The organism is Arthrobacter sp. 05T423 (assembly GCF_056396245.1).
On sequence record NZ_JBFTLC010000024.1, the window covers coordinates 30,053 to 44,827 of the forward strand.

A 14,775-nucleotide genomic window follows, 5' to 3' on the forward strand; every position below is an offset into this window, starting at 1 on the left:
TATACCTGATGTATGCGAAAAAGTTCGGGGACAGCGGCGTCCGGCCGCGAGAAGGCGTACAGCTACCTGCGTGAGAACGTCCTGACCGACCCGGAGATGCAGGGACGCTTCCTCAACGAGCAGGAGTTGGCCGCCGAAATCGGGGTCTCCCGCACCCCTGTCCGCGAGGCGCTGCTGCTGCTGGTCTCCGACGGGTTGGTGGAACTGATCCCGCAGCGCGGAGCCTATGTTCCTCCCGTGACCGGCCGCGAAATCTCCGAGCTGATGGAACTGCGCGGCGTGCTGGAAAGCCACGCCGCCCGCCTGGTCATTGAGCACCGGAGCGTCCCGGCAGACAAGATGAAGGACACCCTGGACCAGCAGTCCAGGCTGCCCGAAGACCAGGGTGCGGAGGCCGCGCAGGAGTTCATCCGGCTGGACACCCTCTTCCACCAGCAGCTCATCGACGCTGCCGGCAACGAACTCATTTCCCGGACCTACAGCAAACTGCACGTCCGGCAGATCGTCGTCGGGGTTTCCGCCCTGTTCCGGACGGGAGGCCGGCGCGAGCAGGTGTGCTCCGAACACCAGCGCATCCTCGATGCCCTGGTGTCCGGAGACGCAGCCAAAGCGCAGGAAGCTATCGACCACCACCTTGCCGTCACCCGCGACATCCTGCTCCGCACCTGATGGAGTTTTTGTCCAGATAATGGGACTTCCGAGGCCTTCAGCGGCCGATATCTGGACAAAAACTCGAAATTAGACTGCGCCGGACTGCTGGCGGGCCGAGCCGGAGCCCTCCAGGAGCAGGCGGTAGTCCAGGTCCTCGATGGTGTCGTTGTCCCGGCCGAGGGCCAGTCCCAGCAGGGTCACCGCTGATGCGACTGCCACGTAGATGGCCACCGGAATCCAGGTTCCGAACTCGGCAAGCAGCAGGGTGAACAGCAGGGGTGCGATGGCGCCGCCGATCACACCCGCGAAGGTGTAGGCGAGCGAGCTGCCTGTAGACCGGAGCCTGGGGGAGAACTGCTCAACGATGAAGGCGGCCTGCGGGCCGTACATGAAGGAGTGGGCCATTAGGCCCAGGACGATGCCGATGATGAGCATCGGCTGGTTGTTTCCGCCCAGGACGCCGAAGAAGATGAACGTCCAGACGGCGCCCACCACAGCACCGACGGCGTAGACCAGCCGGCGGTTGAAACGGTCGGAGACGGCGCCGGCCAGCGGAATCATGAACAGCTGGAAGGCGGAACCGATCAGGACGGCGGTGAGCACCTGGTTGCGCTCGTAGCCGAGGATCTGGATGCCGTAGGTGAGCGTGAAGACGGTGAAAAGCGCGTACAGCACGTCCGGGCCCACGCGGCAGAGAATGGCGGCGATCAACGGACGGAGTTCCTTGCTGAAGACCTCGCGGACCGGGGCGTGCGGCTGTTCGCCGTGGGCCTGGATGGCCTTGAAGATGGGGGTGTCCTCCAGCCGCAGCCGGATCCAGAGGCCGAAGCCGACCAGCACGGCGGAGATCAGGAACGCGATGCGCCAGCCGAAGCTCAGGAACTGCTCCTCCGTGAGCGCGACGGTCAGGACGGCAAGGGCGCCGTTGGCCAGCAGGTTGCCGGCAGGGGGACCTACTTGGGCCGCGGAGGCCCAGAAGCCGCGGCGATGCGGGTCGCCGTATTCGCTGGAGAGCAGGACGGCGCCGCCCCATTCGCCGCCCACACCAACGCCCTGTGCGAACCGCAGCAGGACCAGGATGATTCCTGCCGCGGGGCCGATGTTTGCGTATCCGGGCAGCACGCCGATGAGCACCGTGGCCACGCCAATGATCATCAGCGTGGTCACCAGGACCTTCTTGCGGCCAATCCGGTCTCCGAGCCGGCCAAAGATGATCCCGCCCACCGGACGGGAGACGTAGCCGACGGCGTAGGTGGAGAAGGCAAGGACCGTCCCCGTCAGCGGATCGGTCGCCGGGAAGAAGACGACGGGGAATACGACGGCAGCCGCTGCGGAGTAGACGGCGAAGTCGTACCACTCGAGTGCGGTGCCGGTGAGGCTGGCGGCAAAGGCCTTGAACAGGCCCTTGGGGTGAATCGTCGGGTGCGGATGCGGCGTTCCGCCGGGAGCCGGAACTGGGACGTTAGCCATGGTGTTGTCCTCCAGGAGGTTTCTCTGTAGTGACGCCTGTCACGCTGGCGTTAAATGTATACATTACGCATACTGGATGTACATTGGCGACTGATTCCGGTTTCCCGTTTGTAAATTTCTCCAGCAGCAGATGCAAAAGAATGGATCCACAATGACGACTCTGAGCTTTGAACTACCCGACGGCCGCACGCAGGACGTCGAGATCAAGCACCTCCTCAATGCCGGCTACGCGGGGCGCGAGCAGGAGGAAGTCCAGGCCCACATTGCTGAGCTCGCTGAACTTGGCGTTCCTGGCCCGGCCACTACTCCCGCCCTGTATCCAGTGTCCCCCTATCTAGCCCAGCAGGTATCGGAAATCCAGGTGCAGCACGGCCGGACTTCAGGGGAGGCCGAGTGGGCCCTCGTCATCACCGAGGTGGGCGTCCTGCTCACCGTCGCCTGCGACCACACGGACCGCGAGCTGGAGGTGCACGGGGTGGCCTGGAGCAAGAATGCGAGCCCGGATGTGCTGGGCCGCAAAGCGTGGCGCCTCGATGATGTGCGGGACCACCTGGACCAGATCACGCTGAAGGGCTGGGTGGGGGAGGGGGACGCCCCCGACACCCTCATCCAGGACAGCTCGCTGGAGGCCCTGCTGACCCCGGACTACTGGCTGGACGTCCTCACCGAACGCGGGCTGAACGCCCCGGGAACGGTGCTCATTTCCGGGACCGTGGCCATGACCGGCGGCGTGAACCAGTTCGCCCGCAGCTGGAAGGTGGAGATGGCCGACCCCGTGACCGGCAACTCCGTGGACGCCCAGTACGTCGTGGACCAGATGGCCGAGCCGATCGGCTGACGTCCCTGCCGCAAAAGGGGAGGCGGACGACGGCGGGGAACTCCCGCCGTCGGCCAGGCCGCGCCGAGCGCCCATGCGGCGAGCACGTCGGTTAGCCAGTGGTGGCCCAGGTACACCCGGCTCAGGCCCATGGCCGCGGCGAAAACCGCGGCGGCCGCGCCGGTGAGAACCCGGCTCCGGGCCGTTTTCAACCGGAGGATGATCAGATACGCGACGATTCCCGCGATCACCACCGCGTTCAGGGAATGGCCGCTGGGGAACGAAGCGGAGTGTTCGTAGGGTGGAACGGCGTCGCTGAGGTCCGGGCGGGTGCGGCCGATCAGCCGCTTTCCCGCGATGGTCATCAGCAGCGACCCCAGGCCGGCCGTCACGATCAGGATGACCGGCGTCCACGAACGCCGCCGGTAGGCCAGGGCGGCCATGACGGTGAGGGCCAGGACCGGCATGCCGATGGTTCCGCCCACGTCCGTGAAGGCCGTGACGGCGACATCCAGGCCGGGGGAGCGCAGGCTCTTGCCGGCCGCCAGTACTGGATGGTCCAACCCCGCAACTCCATCTGCCGCAACCACCGACTCGTAGACCTCGGCAAAGGCGGCCGTGAGGACGGCGGCGATGACGGCTCCCGCCAGCAGGGTCAGGATCAGGGCGCCCTGCGGGCCCAGGATCCGGCTGATCCGCTGGACGGCTCCGACCAGAAGGCGGCCGAAGCGGCTCTGCCAGCGGGTGAGGTCCCTGCCGCCGACGGATGTGTCCTGGCGGAGTTCGCCCCGCACGCCCGTCTGCGGTGTTCCCTGCTTGTCGGTCAGTGGCCCGCCGGGTAGTGGCTTGTCAGCGAGCGGCTTGTCGGTCAACGGTTCGTCAGGCAATGCGGGGTCCCGTCTGTCGTCGTTGCACCGCACCCGATGGCAGGGCAATTAGTAAGCAACCTTACTGGTTGCGCGCGGGCCCGTCCACGGGAACAGAAAAGCGGACGACGGCGGGAGCCTCCCGCCGTCGTCCGCTTTACTTGGCCGCTGCAGCGGCAGTTCTCAGGCGGTCAGCTCCTCTGGCCCATGGTGGGCGTTCCCGGACATGGCGCGGGCGCGGCCGGCCTTGGCCCGGTACGAGGCGAGGAAGGTGGAAATCCGGCGCACCGCTTCGCGGATGTCGTCCACGGCGGGCAGGATGACGAACCGGAAGTGGTCCGGGGCGTGCCAGTGGAACGCCGTCCCGTGCGACACCAGGATTTTCTGGTCCTGCAGCAGGTCAAGGACAAACTGCTCGTCGTCCACGAACGGGTACATCTCCTGATCCAGCTTCGGGAACAGGTACATCGCGCCGGCCGCGGGCACGCAGCTCACGCCGGGAACCTCGTTGAGCAGCCGGCAGGCGAGGTCGCGCTGCTCCCGCAGTCGGCCACCGGGCCTGATCAGGTCCGTGATGCTTTGGTAGCCGCCCAGCGACGTCTGGATCGCGTGCTGCGCGGGAACATTGGGGCAGAGCCGGAGCGAGGCGAGCAGTTCCAGGGATTCCCGGTATGCGGCGGTGGCCCAGCGCGGCCCGCAAACAGCCACCCAGCCGGCCCGGTAACCGGGCATCCGGTACGCCTTGGACAGGCCGGAGAAGGTCAGCACCGGAATGTCCCGCGCCACCGAGGCGGTGTGGATGTGGACCTTGTCCTCGAAGGTGATCTTCTCGTAGATCTCGTCGGAAAACAGCACCAGGTCATGGCGCCGGGCCAGGTCGGCGAAACCCTCCAGGATGTGCCGGGGATAGACGGCCCCGGTGGGGTTGTTCGGGTTGATGAGCACGATGGCCCGCGTGCGCTCGGTAATTTTCGCCTCGACGTCGGCCATGTCCGGCCACCAGTTGTTCTCCTCATCGCACATGTAGTGCACGGCGCTGCCGCCGCAGAGCACGGTGGCCGCCGTCCACAGCGGGTAGTCCGGTGACGGAATGAGGACCTCGTCGCCGTCCTCCAGGAAAGCCTGCAGCGTCATGGAAATGAGTTCGCTGACCCCGTTGCCGATGAAGACGTCCTCGACCCCGATCTCCATCAGGCCCTTGGTCTGGTAATACTGCGAGATAGCGGTCCGGGCGGAGAAGATGCCCTTCGAGTCGCTGTAGCCCTGCGCCTCGCGCAGGTGGTGGATCATGTCCACCACGATGGACTCCGGCGCATGCAGGCCGAAGGGTGCGGGATCGCCGAGATTCATCCGCAGAATGCTATGGCCCTCCGCCTCCATCTTCTTCGCCGCGTGCTGCACCGGACCCCTGAGGTCGTACCGGACATCTTGCAAACGGCTGGAATTCTGCATGGCGCGCATGAGGCATGTTTTCACAGCTGCGCCGCTCCGGACAACGTGGACCGTGCGGCCCTGCGCCGCCGTTTAGCGCGGTCAGTGCCCGTACCCTCGCAGGGGCCTCCCGAATCAGTTATGGTGCGGGCATGGCCGGTGACCCGATTGCTGATTATGCCCTGCTATCCGACTGCCGTTCCGCCGCGCTGGTGGGCGCCGGCGGATCCGTGGACTGGCTGTGCTTTCCGCGCTTTGACAGCCCCTCGGTTTTTGGCCGGATTCTCGGCGACGACGCCGGATTCTGGGCGATCCGGCCGGTGGTGGACGTGACCGGCACCTCGCGGCGATATGTGGGGCCAAGCATGGTGCTCGAAACGACGTTCACCACCGCGTCCGGGACGGTGACGGTAACCGATGCCCTGCTGCTCGGCGACGGGAACCGCGGCCACGAGCTGGGTGCCGGCTCGCCCGGGGCGCTGCTGCGGAGCGTCGCGTGCACGGCCGGTGAGGCCGGTGTGGACGTGATCTTCGATCCGCGGCCGGAATACGGGCTGGTCCGGCCGCTGCTGCAGCAGGCCGACGGCGGGCTGCTCGCCAGGGGCGGGGCCGACGTGCTGGCCCTCTCCAGCCCGGTCACCTTCGAGCTGGACGGCGGACCTGCCCGGGCCCGGCTGTCCATGCGCGCCGGCGACGCGGCGCACTTCGTCCTTCACCACCGGCACAGCTGGGAGGACCGGCCGCCCCTGTGGAGCCAGGAGGAGGTATCGCGCCGGCTCGAGGACACCCTGCAGGGCTGGAACAGCTGGTCGGAGCTCCATCAGAGCTACCGCGGTCCCTGGAAGGACCTGGTCAACGCCAGCGGGCGGTTCCTGCAGGCGCTGACGTACTATCCCACGGGTGCGATGATCGCCGCCGCCACCACTTCCCTGCCCGAGGTGGCCGGAGGCACCCGCAACTGGGACTACCGGTACACCTGGATCCGGGACGCGAGCATGACGCTGCAGGCCCTGTGGGTGGCCGCGTGCCCGGACGAGGCCGGGAAGTTCTTCGGCTTCCTGGCCACTGCGGTGGCCACGCAGCAGGACGGCGGGGACCTGCAGATCATGTACGGAATCGGCGGGGAACGCGACCTGTCCGAACGCGAACTCGCGCATCTTCCGGGCTGGCGCTCCAGCAGCCCGGTGCGGGTGGGCAACGGTGCCTGGCAGCAGCGCCAGCTCGACATTTACGGGGAGCTGCTGGACGCCGCGGCCCGGCTGCCGGAATTCCTCGCGGACGTGGAACCGGAAACGAAACGCTTCCTGGCCGGTGCGGCGGACCGGGCCGCCGCCAGGTGGCAGGCGCCGGACCACGGCATTTGGGAGGTCCGCGGCGAACCCCGTCACTTCCTGCACTCGAAGCTCATGTGCTGGGTGGCCGTGGACCGCGCCATCCGGCTGGCCGACACCCTGGACGCCCGGGACCGGGTCCCGGACTGGGAGCAGGCACGGGATGAGATCGCCGCCACCATCCGCGGCCAGGGCTGGAGTGACGGTGCGAACGCCTACACCCAGGCCTTCGGCTCGGCGGAACTCGACGCGTCAAGCCTGCTCCTCTGCATCGTGGGCTTCCTGCCTGCCGACGACCCCCGCATGCTGGCCACCATCGACGCCGTCGCCCGGCACCTGACTGATGACCGTGGCCTGGTGTACCGCTACCGTGCCGCCGACGGGCTGCCGGGTGAGGAGGGGACCTTTCTGCTCTGCACCTTCTGGCTGGCCCAGGCGCTCGCGCTCGCCGGGCAGACCGAACGGGCACGCACGGTTTTCGACCGTGCCGCCGGCTTCGCCACGGATCTGGGGCTGCTTGCCGAGGAGGTGGCGGCCGACGGCCGCGAACTGCTGGGAAATTTCCCGCAGGCGTTCAGCCATATCGGCCTCGTCAACGCCGCGTGGGCCATCGCCTCCGCGGAAAAGGACGCCAAGGAAAAGGACGCCAAGGAAAAGAACGCCGGCGAATAGCGGAAAAGGAGCGTCACGGAACAAGCGTCAGGCAAGCGGACGACGGCGGGACCTCCCGCCGTCGTCGGCTGTCCGTCACCCGGATCAGAGTTCCGGGACGCACTTCCCGCCGCCCAGGACGGCCAGGCCGGCGAGGTCGCCAGCGGCAAATTCGGTGACGCCGGTGCCTTCCGGGTTCATCAGCTGGGTGGGGTCGTCCACGTGGTCCAGGCCCACCACGTGGGCGAGTTCGTGCATGATGACGGCACGGGCGTACCGGTGCCCGTCCTGCCACTGCAGGATATCGGCGAAGTCGGGGGCGTCAAGTGCCACCTGTCCTGCCTCCAGGACGTAGGGCTTCCCCTCCGTGTACGCATACCCGCTGCCGCCCAAGCCGTCGACGTCCCCGGCCAGGTCCGGGCTCTCCGCAGGGGTGGACCAGGCAATGAGCACCGGCGCCCACCTCTTGCCGTACAGGTCAGGCTGATAGGTTTCGCGGTCCTCACTGGGCGCCTCCGATGTGGGTCCGTCGTAGACGAAGCGCAGCCCGGTGGCGGCCGATACTTTGGCGACCGCCTCCCGGATCATCTGGTCAGCGCCGGGCGGGGCGTTGTCCGGACGGACCACGTAATGCACCGGCCGGCACGGATCGTAGGCGGCGAACGGCTGGCCCGGATCCGGGGACTTCTGCAGGGCGTACGCGTGTGACCCCGTGCTTGCCGGGACCTGCCCGAGCGGGGCATCGGCGGCCTCGATTCCCGGCGGCGGCACCGGAGCGCCGGGAAGGTACGGCAGGACTGCGGGCAGTACGAAGCGCTCGAACGCCATGGGCGCGGCGGAGAGTCCCATAAGCAACGCGATGCCCGCCCCGATGGCCCACGTCCTGCCGCGGCGGGGCTTTCGGCGCAGGCCGTAGGCCGGGCCCGGCGGTGGCAGAGGACCGGGAGGCCCCGAGCGCCATGGGTTGGGGTCCTGCAGTGTCCCGAAAGCCTCGTCGATGGCCCACTGCGGAATCCGTCCGCTGGGGGATCTCCGGACGCCCGGCGGCAACTCAGCCGGGGGCGGGCTCTCCCGCCAGTTGGAATCCGGACGCAACAGTGTCCCCCTGGTTGTTGCACGTCGCCATCACGCGAGATGGATCACCCAAAGCATAAGGGTGCCGGGTGACAAAAAGGACCTTCATTTCCCGACGGCGGTCCCCGCTGCCGTTGCCGCGGCGAGGGAACCTGACGTAGCTTCGGGGAAAGCATGCTTGGCAGATGGGCCGAAGGAGAGTTGAGGATGTCCCTTTTCAAAGGACTTGTGAACGGAGCGCTCGCCGGCGCGGCAGGAACCACGGCACTGAATGCTGCCAGCTACCTGGACATGGTGTGGCGGGGCCGGGCGGCGAGCACCACGCCCACTGACTCGGTGGAGCGGCTGGCTGAAAGGACTGGCGTGACGATCCCCGGAACCGGCGACCAGCGCCGGAACCGGGTGGAGGCCCTGGGTCCGCTGCTCGGGATCGCCACCGGCATGGGCCTCGGCGCCGTGCTGGGAGCGGCAGGATCGCGGGGGGTGCGCACCGGGCCAGTCCAGTCGGTGGCGGTGGCTTCCCTGGCCGCCCTGCTCGTCTCGAACGTTCCCATGACTGCCCTGGGCGTGACGGATCCACGGACCTGGAGCGCCTCTGACTGGGTGAGCGACATCGTGCCGCATGTCGCGTACGGCGCGGTCACCGGGCACCTGCTGGAGCATCTGCCCAAGTAGGTGGCCGGACTTACGACACAGGAAACGCCGCAGGAGCCCGAGCACTCCCGGCCGGACAGCCGGAAGGCGCGCTGGGGCACCCGGTGGGCCACCGTCGTCGCCGTCCTTCAACGTCTGCTGTACGTGGCCATCACCGCCGCCGTGGGCTGGGCCGTCTACTTCTTCCTGCTCGCCCGGCTGGCCAGGGGGCCGGAGCAGGTCTGGGTGTTCCTTCCGGTCTGGCTGATCGCCGCGTATGCCTTCCTGCCCCGCGTCCACAAGATCCTCAGCAGCCTGTACCTCCCGAATTACTTCATCGGGCGGACGCGCACGGGCGACGGCGTGCTGGGCGACCCCGTCAATCTCGCGGTGATCGGCCCGGCGGAAGAACTGCGCACCGCGATGCTGACGGCGGGCTGGACCGAGGCCCACCACATCACGCCCGCCACCACCTGGCGCACGCTCACCTCGACACTCCTGGGCAGGAGCTATCCGCAGGCACCGGTCAGTGCCCTGTACGTCTTCGGCAAGAAACAGGACATGGCGTTCCAGCGCGAAATTGACGGCAACCCGCGCAAGCGGCACCATGTGCGGTTCTGGAAATGCCCTGACGGGTGGATGCTTCCCGGCGGGTTCGCCGTCGACTGGGTGGGCGCCGGAACGTACGACAAACGGGTGGGCGTCTCGCTGTTCACGTTCCAGATCACGCACAAGATCGCCGACGGGACCGACGAGGAACGCGACTTCATTATCGAGACGCTGAAAACGGCCAATGCCGTGGAATCGGTGCATGTCATCCGGCATTTCTCCTCCGGGTACCACCACCGCAACGGCGGCGGGGACAGCATCCGCACGGACGGCCACCTTCCCATCATCGACCTCCTGCCGCCCGGCCCGCGGGGGTCCGCAGGGCTGTTGTGAGCCGGTCCGAAACGTCAGAGGACGACGGCGGGACGCACCCGCCGTCGTCCTCTTGCGTTAGACCCGGGCTCCTGCATCTAGCCGGTCCGCTGTCTTAGGTACGGGCCTCAGATGGTCCGCGGGGCCTTCGCCAGGTTCTCCGTGAGCTCTGCCGCGTTCTGCCGAACCACATAGGCCGGACGGTCGCGCTCCACGCGCCAGCTGTCGGACAGGGGACCGATGTTCACGGTATCGAAGCCAAACTCGTCGTAGAGCTTCGCTACCAGCACGCTCGCCTCGGGGTAGTCACTGGCCGTGGCCAACGCGCGGCGGTTCTCCGAGCCTGCTGGGGTGCCGTCCGAGCTGATCTGCTTGGCCATAATGTGGTTGAAGCCTTTGGCCACTTTGGACTTCGGAAGGTGTTCCTGCAGCAGCCCGGACGTGGTGGCCTCCCCGTTATCCAGCGCCGGGAAGCGTCCGTCCCGCTCCCAGTAATAGTTGTTCGTGTCGATCACGATCTTTCCGGCCAGCGGCTCCGCCGGGATGTCCCGGTAGCTCCTGAGCGGAACTGTGACCACGGCGAAGTCGCCGGCGGCCGCGGCCTCCGCCGCCGTGGCCGCCCGTGCCCGCGGTCCCAGCTCCGCAACAAGCCCGGCCAGGGTTTCCGGCTCCCGCGAATTGCTGATGACCACGTCATAGCCAAGCTCCACAGCCTTGCGTGCTACCTGGCTTCCAATGTGTCCTGCACCGATAATTCCGATTGTTGTCATGTCCGGCGCAACAGCCGGCGGCCGGCAGGTATTTCGCACATTACGCCAGACGACGCCGGACGGCCGGCTGCCGGCGAGTGCCCAAGTAGCGGCCGCCGTGCAAATTCGAGTACCTGCTACGCGTGCCGCCCCTCGCTGCGGCACATAGGGTTGAGGTATCGGGTGGTGGAAAGTGCGCCGGCGCAACGAAATGCCGGCACACACTGGGCTGGGACGGCCGCCACGGTTGTTGCCGCACCAGCCGGTTCTTCCCGGCTGGTGCGTCACGTCGGTGATCGCCGATCAGTTAGCCGCCGGGCTCGCCAGAGCCTCGACTGACGGCCGGCAATCACGGTTATGTACCCGGTCCGGCTTAAAGTTGCCGCCCACCAGCGAGGGCCCCCATGAAGATTCCGAGGTCTGAACTTCCCGTCGTCACGGCGGCTGTGAACACGGCACCTGTGAAAGCGGGACCCGGCCATCCCTCCGGCACGGCAGCAGCCGCCGGCGCACGCTCCGCCGCGACGGTTCCCGCCGCGCCAATCCAGAGCCCGGTCCAGAGCCCAGTCCCCGGGGCGGTCCAAGGTCCGGCGCCAGGGCCCCGCGCAGCCGCCCCAGGCGGTTCCGGCCCGCGGCCGCAAGGCGACGCGGCCGCGGTTCCGGCCCGTGCGGGTATCGGCAACTGGCCCGATCCCATGTGAGCCGGACCCAGGTAAGCAGGCACGCTGCCGGCGGACGACCGCGGGTGGTCCCGCCGTCGTCGATCTGTCCGGTGTCCGCCCCCGATTCCCTTGACGCAACGCTCCATTGAAGAGTCCGGCACACGCCGGAATACTGGAAACGGGACGATATCCGGCGGCAGGGACGGTGAAAAGGTGACGGGTTCAGCAGGCGGCGCGTTCAGGCGGAAGGTGGAACGGGCAGCCGAACTCCGCGCCCTGCGGTCCTCCGGCGGGACGGCCGAGGACGACGCCGAGCTGTCCGCCGCTGAGGCCGGGCTGCGGGAAAAGCGCCGGAAGGCCAGCGATGCGGCCCGGGCCGACTACCTGATCCGGGATGCGATGGCGCAGGGAAAGTTCGACAACCTGGAATACTCCGGCAAACCGATTCCCGGGCTGGGGGAGGGCTACGACCCCGACTGGTGGGTCAAGGGCCTCATCCAGCGCGAGCATCTTAGCGGCCTGGGACCCAAGGCGATCCTGCTCCGCACTGAGGACGCGGAGCTGGACGCCAAACTGGACACCCAGTACACGGAAAAGCAGGTGCGCGACATCGTCGAGGACTTCAACGCCAGCGTCATCGACGCGCGCCGGCAGTTGCAGGGCGGACCGCCGGTGGTCACCAAAACCCGTGACGCCGACGTCGAGGTGCAGCGGTGGCGCGAGCGGCGGGCGGCGGTGGCAGCGTCTGCTCCGGAGCCGGCCCCCGAAACCAAACCGCCATGGTGGCGGCGGCTGCGCAACCGCTCCTCCTAAGGCACACTCCTAATCACGCGCAGGTGGCACGATAAAGGCATGGTGGCTGTTCTGCTGGGCTGGAACCCGGGCGTAGGCGATACCTGGCCGGGATATTCACGGGTCGTGGATGAGCTGGGCGCTGCCGGCCTGCACCGGCGGGCGTGGCCCACCGGATCCGGCGCCCAGCCAGCACCGGGAGCGGACGCGTGGCTCCTGCTGGATGGGAAGACCGGCAGCGGGCTGATTGGCCATGGCGTGGTCGCCTCCGCGCCGTATGCGGCTGCCGGGCCGGAGCACCCGGACCATCTGTTGGACGGACCCGGAATATGCATTGACGTCGATTTCGACATGCTGCTGCCGCTCGGAGACCAGGTCCCGCTGGAGGTTCTGGCGGCCCGCGCGCCGCTGACGGACTGGGCTGCGGCGGCGGCCGTGGAGGCGTGGCAACTGGTTCCGGAGGAGCAGGCGCGCGCCATCCGGGAGCTCTGGGCCGAGTGCCTGCCGGCGGACGAGATCGATCCGGTCCTTCCCGTGCCCGGCACCCTGCCGCAGGAGGCCCTGGTCCGGGTGGGCGTGAACCGGTACGAACGGAACCCGCAGGCCCGGCGGGTCTGCCTGGCGCACCATGGCAGCTCATGCGCCGCCTGCGGGTTTTCCTTCGAGGCCGCCTACGGCCCGGAAGGCGGGGGCTTCATCCACGTCCATCACCTGGTGCCGGCAGCCCAGCTGGGACCTGACTACGAGCTGGACCCTGTGGGGGACCTTGTTCCGCTGTGCCCCAACTGCCATGCCATGGCGCATCGGCGCCGGGTTCCGTACACCGTGGCCGAACTCAGGGCCATGAGGTCCCGGGCGGGCTACATCAGCGGATCCGTGGTGTCACAGCAGGAGCTGGACGCCCAGGCTGACGCCCGCCGCATCCTGGGCAGCACCTGAACCGTCTTCCGGGCACCGAACCGGGACTGGCTAGGGGGACCAGAGCCAGTCCCGGTTGAAGTCGGGATGGTCGCTGTAGGGGACCGCCAGCGCATTCAGCGACAGGGTGGTCCATTCCAGCGCCTGCGGAATCCACTCGGTGTCGTCCCCGAACGGATCACTGACGAGCGTGGCCAGGGCGGTCTGCCTTGCTGCCTCCACGATGCTGATCAGGCGCCGTTTGGCTTCGCATTCCAGCAGCAGGCGGCGTTCGTACCATCTGCCGGATTCCGACGTCGTTCGGTCGCCGAGCAGCTTGCGCGCGACCGCCTCGTCTTCGGCTATGCGCGCGGACAGGAACTCCACAATGTCCACGGTCTGAGCGTACGCCCCGCGGCAGCAGCGGCACACGGTGCTAGACGGCGGCGCTGAGGCTCTCCGGGGTGCTCAGGTCCGTTGCAGCGCTTAAGCCTGCCGGGGTGCTCAGATCCGTGGGGGAGAGCGGCAGGTAGTAGGAGTAGGCGGAGTGGTAGCGGTTGCGGTCCCCGGTCACCACCCAGGCCGACCCCTTGCGGACGCGGAAGCGCTTGGTCAGGACCGTCCGGTCGTGGTGGATGAGGTGGGCCAGGACACTTGCCATGACATCCTCGTGCGTGCACAGGACCGTTCCCGTGCCGCGGGTCCGGGCTACCAGGCTCAGTGTTGCCGCCAGCCTGCCGCCCGTCAGATGGTCCGAGCGCTCAACGTCCAGGGATTCCCGCCGGGCCAGCTCCGCGACCGTTTCCATGCACCGGCCCGAGGGCGCGGCCAGGATGCGTTCTACGTCAAACAGGTCCCCCAGTGAGGCCAGCAGCGTGGCGGCGTGCTCGCCGGTGGGCGCCAGCGGCCGGCTGCCTGCGGCCGGGTCCCAGTCGTCCCGTTTTGTCATTTCGGCACCGCGCACCAGCAGCAGCATTTTCTCCCGCTTCGGAACAGGCCGGACGCCCAGCTCCGACTGGAGCCGGGTGCCCAGGGCGATGATGGCGGGCCTGTCCCGCGGTTCCGTCACCGCGCGCAAGGCTGCCGGCAGCGAAAGCCACCTGACGGCGTCGACCTCTTCATTGGCGGTGAAGCTGCCTGATCCCGCCGCGGCAGCCCAGTACCGGATGGTCTTGATTCTGCGCTTGCGGTCCTCGTAGCGGATGCTGGGCAGTTCCGAGCCCAGGAGGCAGTGCAGGCCGGTTTCCTCCCGCACCTCGCGCTCGGCACATTCCGGGCCGGTTTCCCCCGGCTCCGCCTTGCCCTTCGGGATGGACCAGTCGCCGTGGGCAGGCCGGTGGATCAGGAGCACCTCGAGCGCACCCTTCTTCCCGATTCGCCAAGGCAGTGCGCCGTACGTTGGGGGCTTGGTCCTGCTCATGCGCTCGTCTCCGTCTGAAGTGTGCCGCTCTCGGCAGGAACCAGGGTAAGGGCCCGGCCATCCTTGGCATGCTGCAGGCTGTCCAGTCGGCTGTAGAGGCCGCCGGACGCGGCGAGTTCGCCGTGCCGGCCGCTTTCCACGATCCGCCCCTTGTCCAGCACGTAGATCCGGTCGGCCCGCTTGAGCGTCGAGAGCCGGTGCGCGATGACGATCACCGTGCGCCCAGCCATGAGCCGCTCGCGGCCGCGCATGACGTACTGCTCCGAGATTGCGTCCAGGCCGGACGTCGGTTCATCGAGGATCCCGATGGGAGTGTCCCGGACCAGCGCGCGGGCGATGGCGATGCGCTGGCGCTGCCCGCCGGAGAGGCTGACGCCCCGCTCGGCCACCGGGGTGTCGTATCCCAGGGC

The 14,775-nt window shown here is 68.1% G+C and carries 14 protein-coding genes and 2 pseudogenes; 7 read left to right on the forward strand and 9 right to left on the reverse strand.

The genetic code is table 11. The features are described 5' to 3' along the window. Positions 1-12 precede the first annotated feature (12 nt). Positions 13-669, forward strand: coding sequence for a GntR family transcriptional regulator (locus AC1DFE_RS16530; RefSeq protein WP_476906963.1), 657 nt, complete (start codon positions 13-15; stop codon positions 667-669). Between the two features lie 69 nt (positions 670-738). Here the strand turns inward: AC1DFE_RS16530 and AC1DFE_RS16535 are convergent, their stop codons facing one another. After that, positions 739-2,121: an MFS transporter gene (locus tag AC1DFE_RS16535; protein WP_476906964.1), complete on the reverse strand. Its 1,383-nt coding sequence runs from the start codon at positions 2,119-2,121 to the stop codon at positions 739-741. A gap of 151 nt (positions 2,122-2,272) precedes the next feature. On the opposite strand from AC1DFE_RS16535, the gene AC1DFE_RS16540 reads away from it, so the two are divergent. Further along, positions 2,273-2,959, forward strand: coding sequence for a DUF2848 domain-containing protein (locus AC1DFE_RS16540; RefSeq protein WP_476906965.1), 687 nt, complete (start codon positions 2,273-2,275; stop codon positions 2,957-2,959). A 65-nt stretch (positions 2,960-3,024) separates the two neighbouring features. On the opposite strand, the pseudogene AC1DFE_RS16545 reads toward AC1DFE_RS16540, so the two are convergent. Together AC1DFE_RS16545 and AC1DFE_RS16550 are read right to left on the reverse strand one after the other, a co-directional pair. Continuing rightward, positions 3,025-3,405, reverse strand: a pseudogene (locus AC1DFE_RS16545) (phosphatase PAP2 family protein); the annotation flags it as partial. A gap of 582 nt (positions 3,406-3,987) precedes the next feature. Beyond that, positions 3,988-5,265, reverse strand: coding sequence for a pyridoxal phosphate-dependent aminotransferase (locus AC1DFE_RS16550; RefSeq protein ID WP_476906966.1), 1,278 nt, complete (start codon positions 5,263-5,265; stop codon positions 3,988-3,990). A 5-nt stretch (positions 5,266-5,270) separates the two neighbouring features. Here AC1DFE_RS16550 and AC1DFE_RS16555 point away from each other — a divergent pair, with 5 nt between their 5' ends. Further along, positions 5,271-7,238, forward strand: a complete 1,968-nt coding sequence (locus AC1DFE_RS16555; RefSeq protein ID WP_476906967.1) for a glycoside hydrolase family 15 protein — start codon at positions 5,271-5,273, stop codon at positions 7,236-7,238. Positions 7,239-7,322: 84 nt separating this feature from the next. On the opposite strand, the gene AC1DFE_RS16560 is transcribed toward AC1DFE_RS16555, so the two are convergent. Continuing rightward, positions 7,323-8,312, reverse strand: a complete 990-nt coding sequence (locus AC1DFE_RS16560; protein ID WP_476906968.1) for a zinc metalloprotease — start codon at positions 8,310-8,312, stop codon at positions 7,323-7,325. Positions 8,313-8,498: 186 nt separating this feature from the next. On the opposite strand from AC1DFE_RS16560, the gene AC1DFE_RS16565 reads away from it, so the two are divergent. Continuing rightward, positions 8,499-8,966 (forward strand): hypothetical protein, encoded by a 468-nt coding sequence (locus tag AC1DFE_RS16565; protein WP_476906969.1) that lies wholly within the window; start codon positions 8,499-8,501, stop codon positions 8,964-8,966. Beyond that, a complete protein-coding gene (locus tag AC1DFE_RS16570) occupies positions 8,967-9,866 on the forward strand; it encodes an LssY C-terminal domain-containing protein (protein ID WP_476906970.1) in 900 nt (299 codons plus the stop codon). Between the two features lie 107 nt (positions 9,867-9,973). Here the strand turns inward: AC1DFE_RS16570 and AC1DFE_RS16575 are convergent, their stop codons facing one another. Continuing rightward, positions 9,974-10,615 (reverse strand): NADPH-dependent F420 reductase, encoded by a 642-nt coding sequence (locus AC1DFE_RS16575; RefSeq protein WP_476906971.1) that lies wholly within the window; start codon positions 10,613-10,615, stop codon positions 9,974-9,976. An 854-nt stretch (positions 10,616-11,469) separates the two neighbouring features. Between AC1DFE_RS16575 and AC1DFE_RS16580 the strand changes: the two genes are divergently transcribed. Then, entirely contained in the window at positions 11,470-12,069 is a 600-nt protein-coding gene (locus AC1DFE_RS16580; RefSeq protein WP_476906972.1) for a DnaJ family domain-containing protein, read from the forward strand. A gap of 39 nt (positions 12,070-12,108) precedes the next feature. After that, positions 12,109-12,987: an HNH endonuclease gene (locus tag AC1DFE_RS16585; RefSeq protein ID WP_476906973.1), complete on the forward strand. Its 879-nt coding sequence runs from the start codon at positions 12,109-12,111 to the stop codon at positions 12,985-12,987. Between the two features lie 30 nt (positions 12,988-13,017). On the opposite strand, the gene AC1DFE_RS16590 is transcribed toward AC1DFE_RS16585, so the two are convergent. The 4 genes and pseudogenes from AC1DFE_RS16590 to AC1DFE_RS16605 form a co-directional block, all read right to left on the reverse strand. Further along, complete coding sequence (locus AC1DFE_RS16590; protein ID WP_476906974.1) at positions 13,018-13,341, reverse strand: DUF6221 family protein; 324 nt, start codon at positions 13,339-13,341, stop codon at positions 13,018-13,020. A 40-nt stretch (positions 13,342-13,381) separates the two neighbouring features. Continuing rightward, on the reverse strand, positions 13,382-14,365 hold the full coding sequence (locus AC1DFE_RS16595) for an NUDIX hydrolase (RefSeq protein WP_476906975.1): 984 nt from the start codon (positions 14,363-14,365) through the stop codon (positions 13,382-13,384). Beyond that, positions 14,362-14,595: a hypothetical protein gene (locus AC1DFE_RS16600; RefSeq protein WP_476907041.1), complete on the reverse strand. Its 234-nt coding sequence runs from the start codon at positions 14,593-14,595 to the stop codon at positions 14,362-14,364. The genes AC1DFE_RS16595 and AC1DFE_RS16600 overlap by 4 nt, the downstream gene beginning before the upstream one ends. A 105-nt stretch (positions 14,596-14,700) precedes the next feature. Further along, a pseudogene (locus AC1DFE_RS16605) lies at positions 14,701-14,754 on the reverse strand (hypothetical protein); the annotation flags it as partial. Positions 14,755-14,775 lie beyond the last annotated feature (21 nt).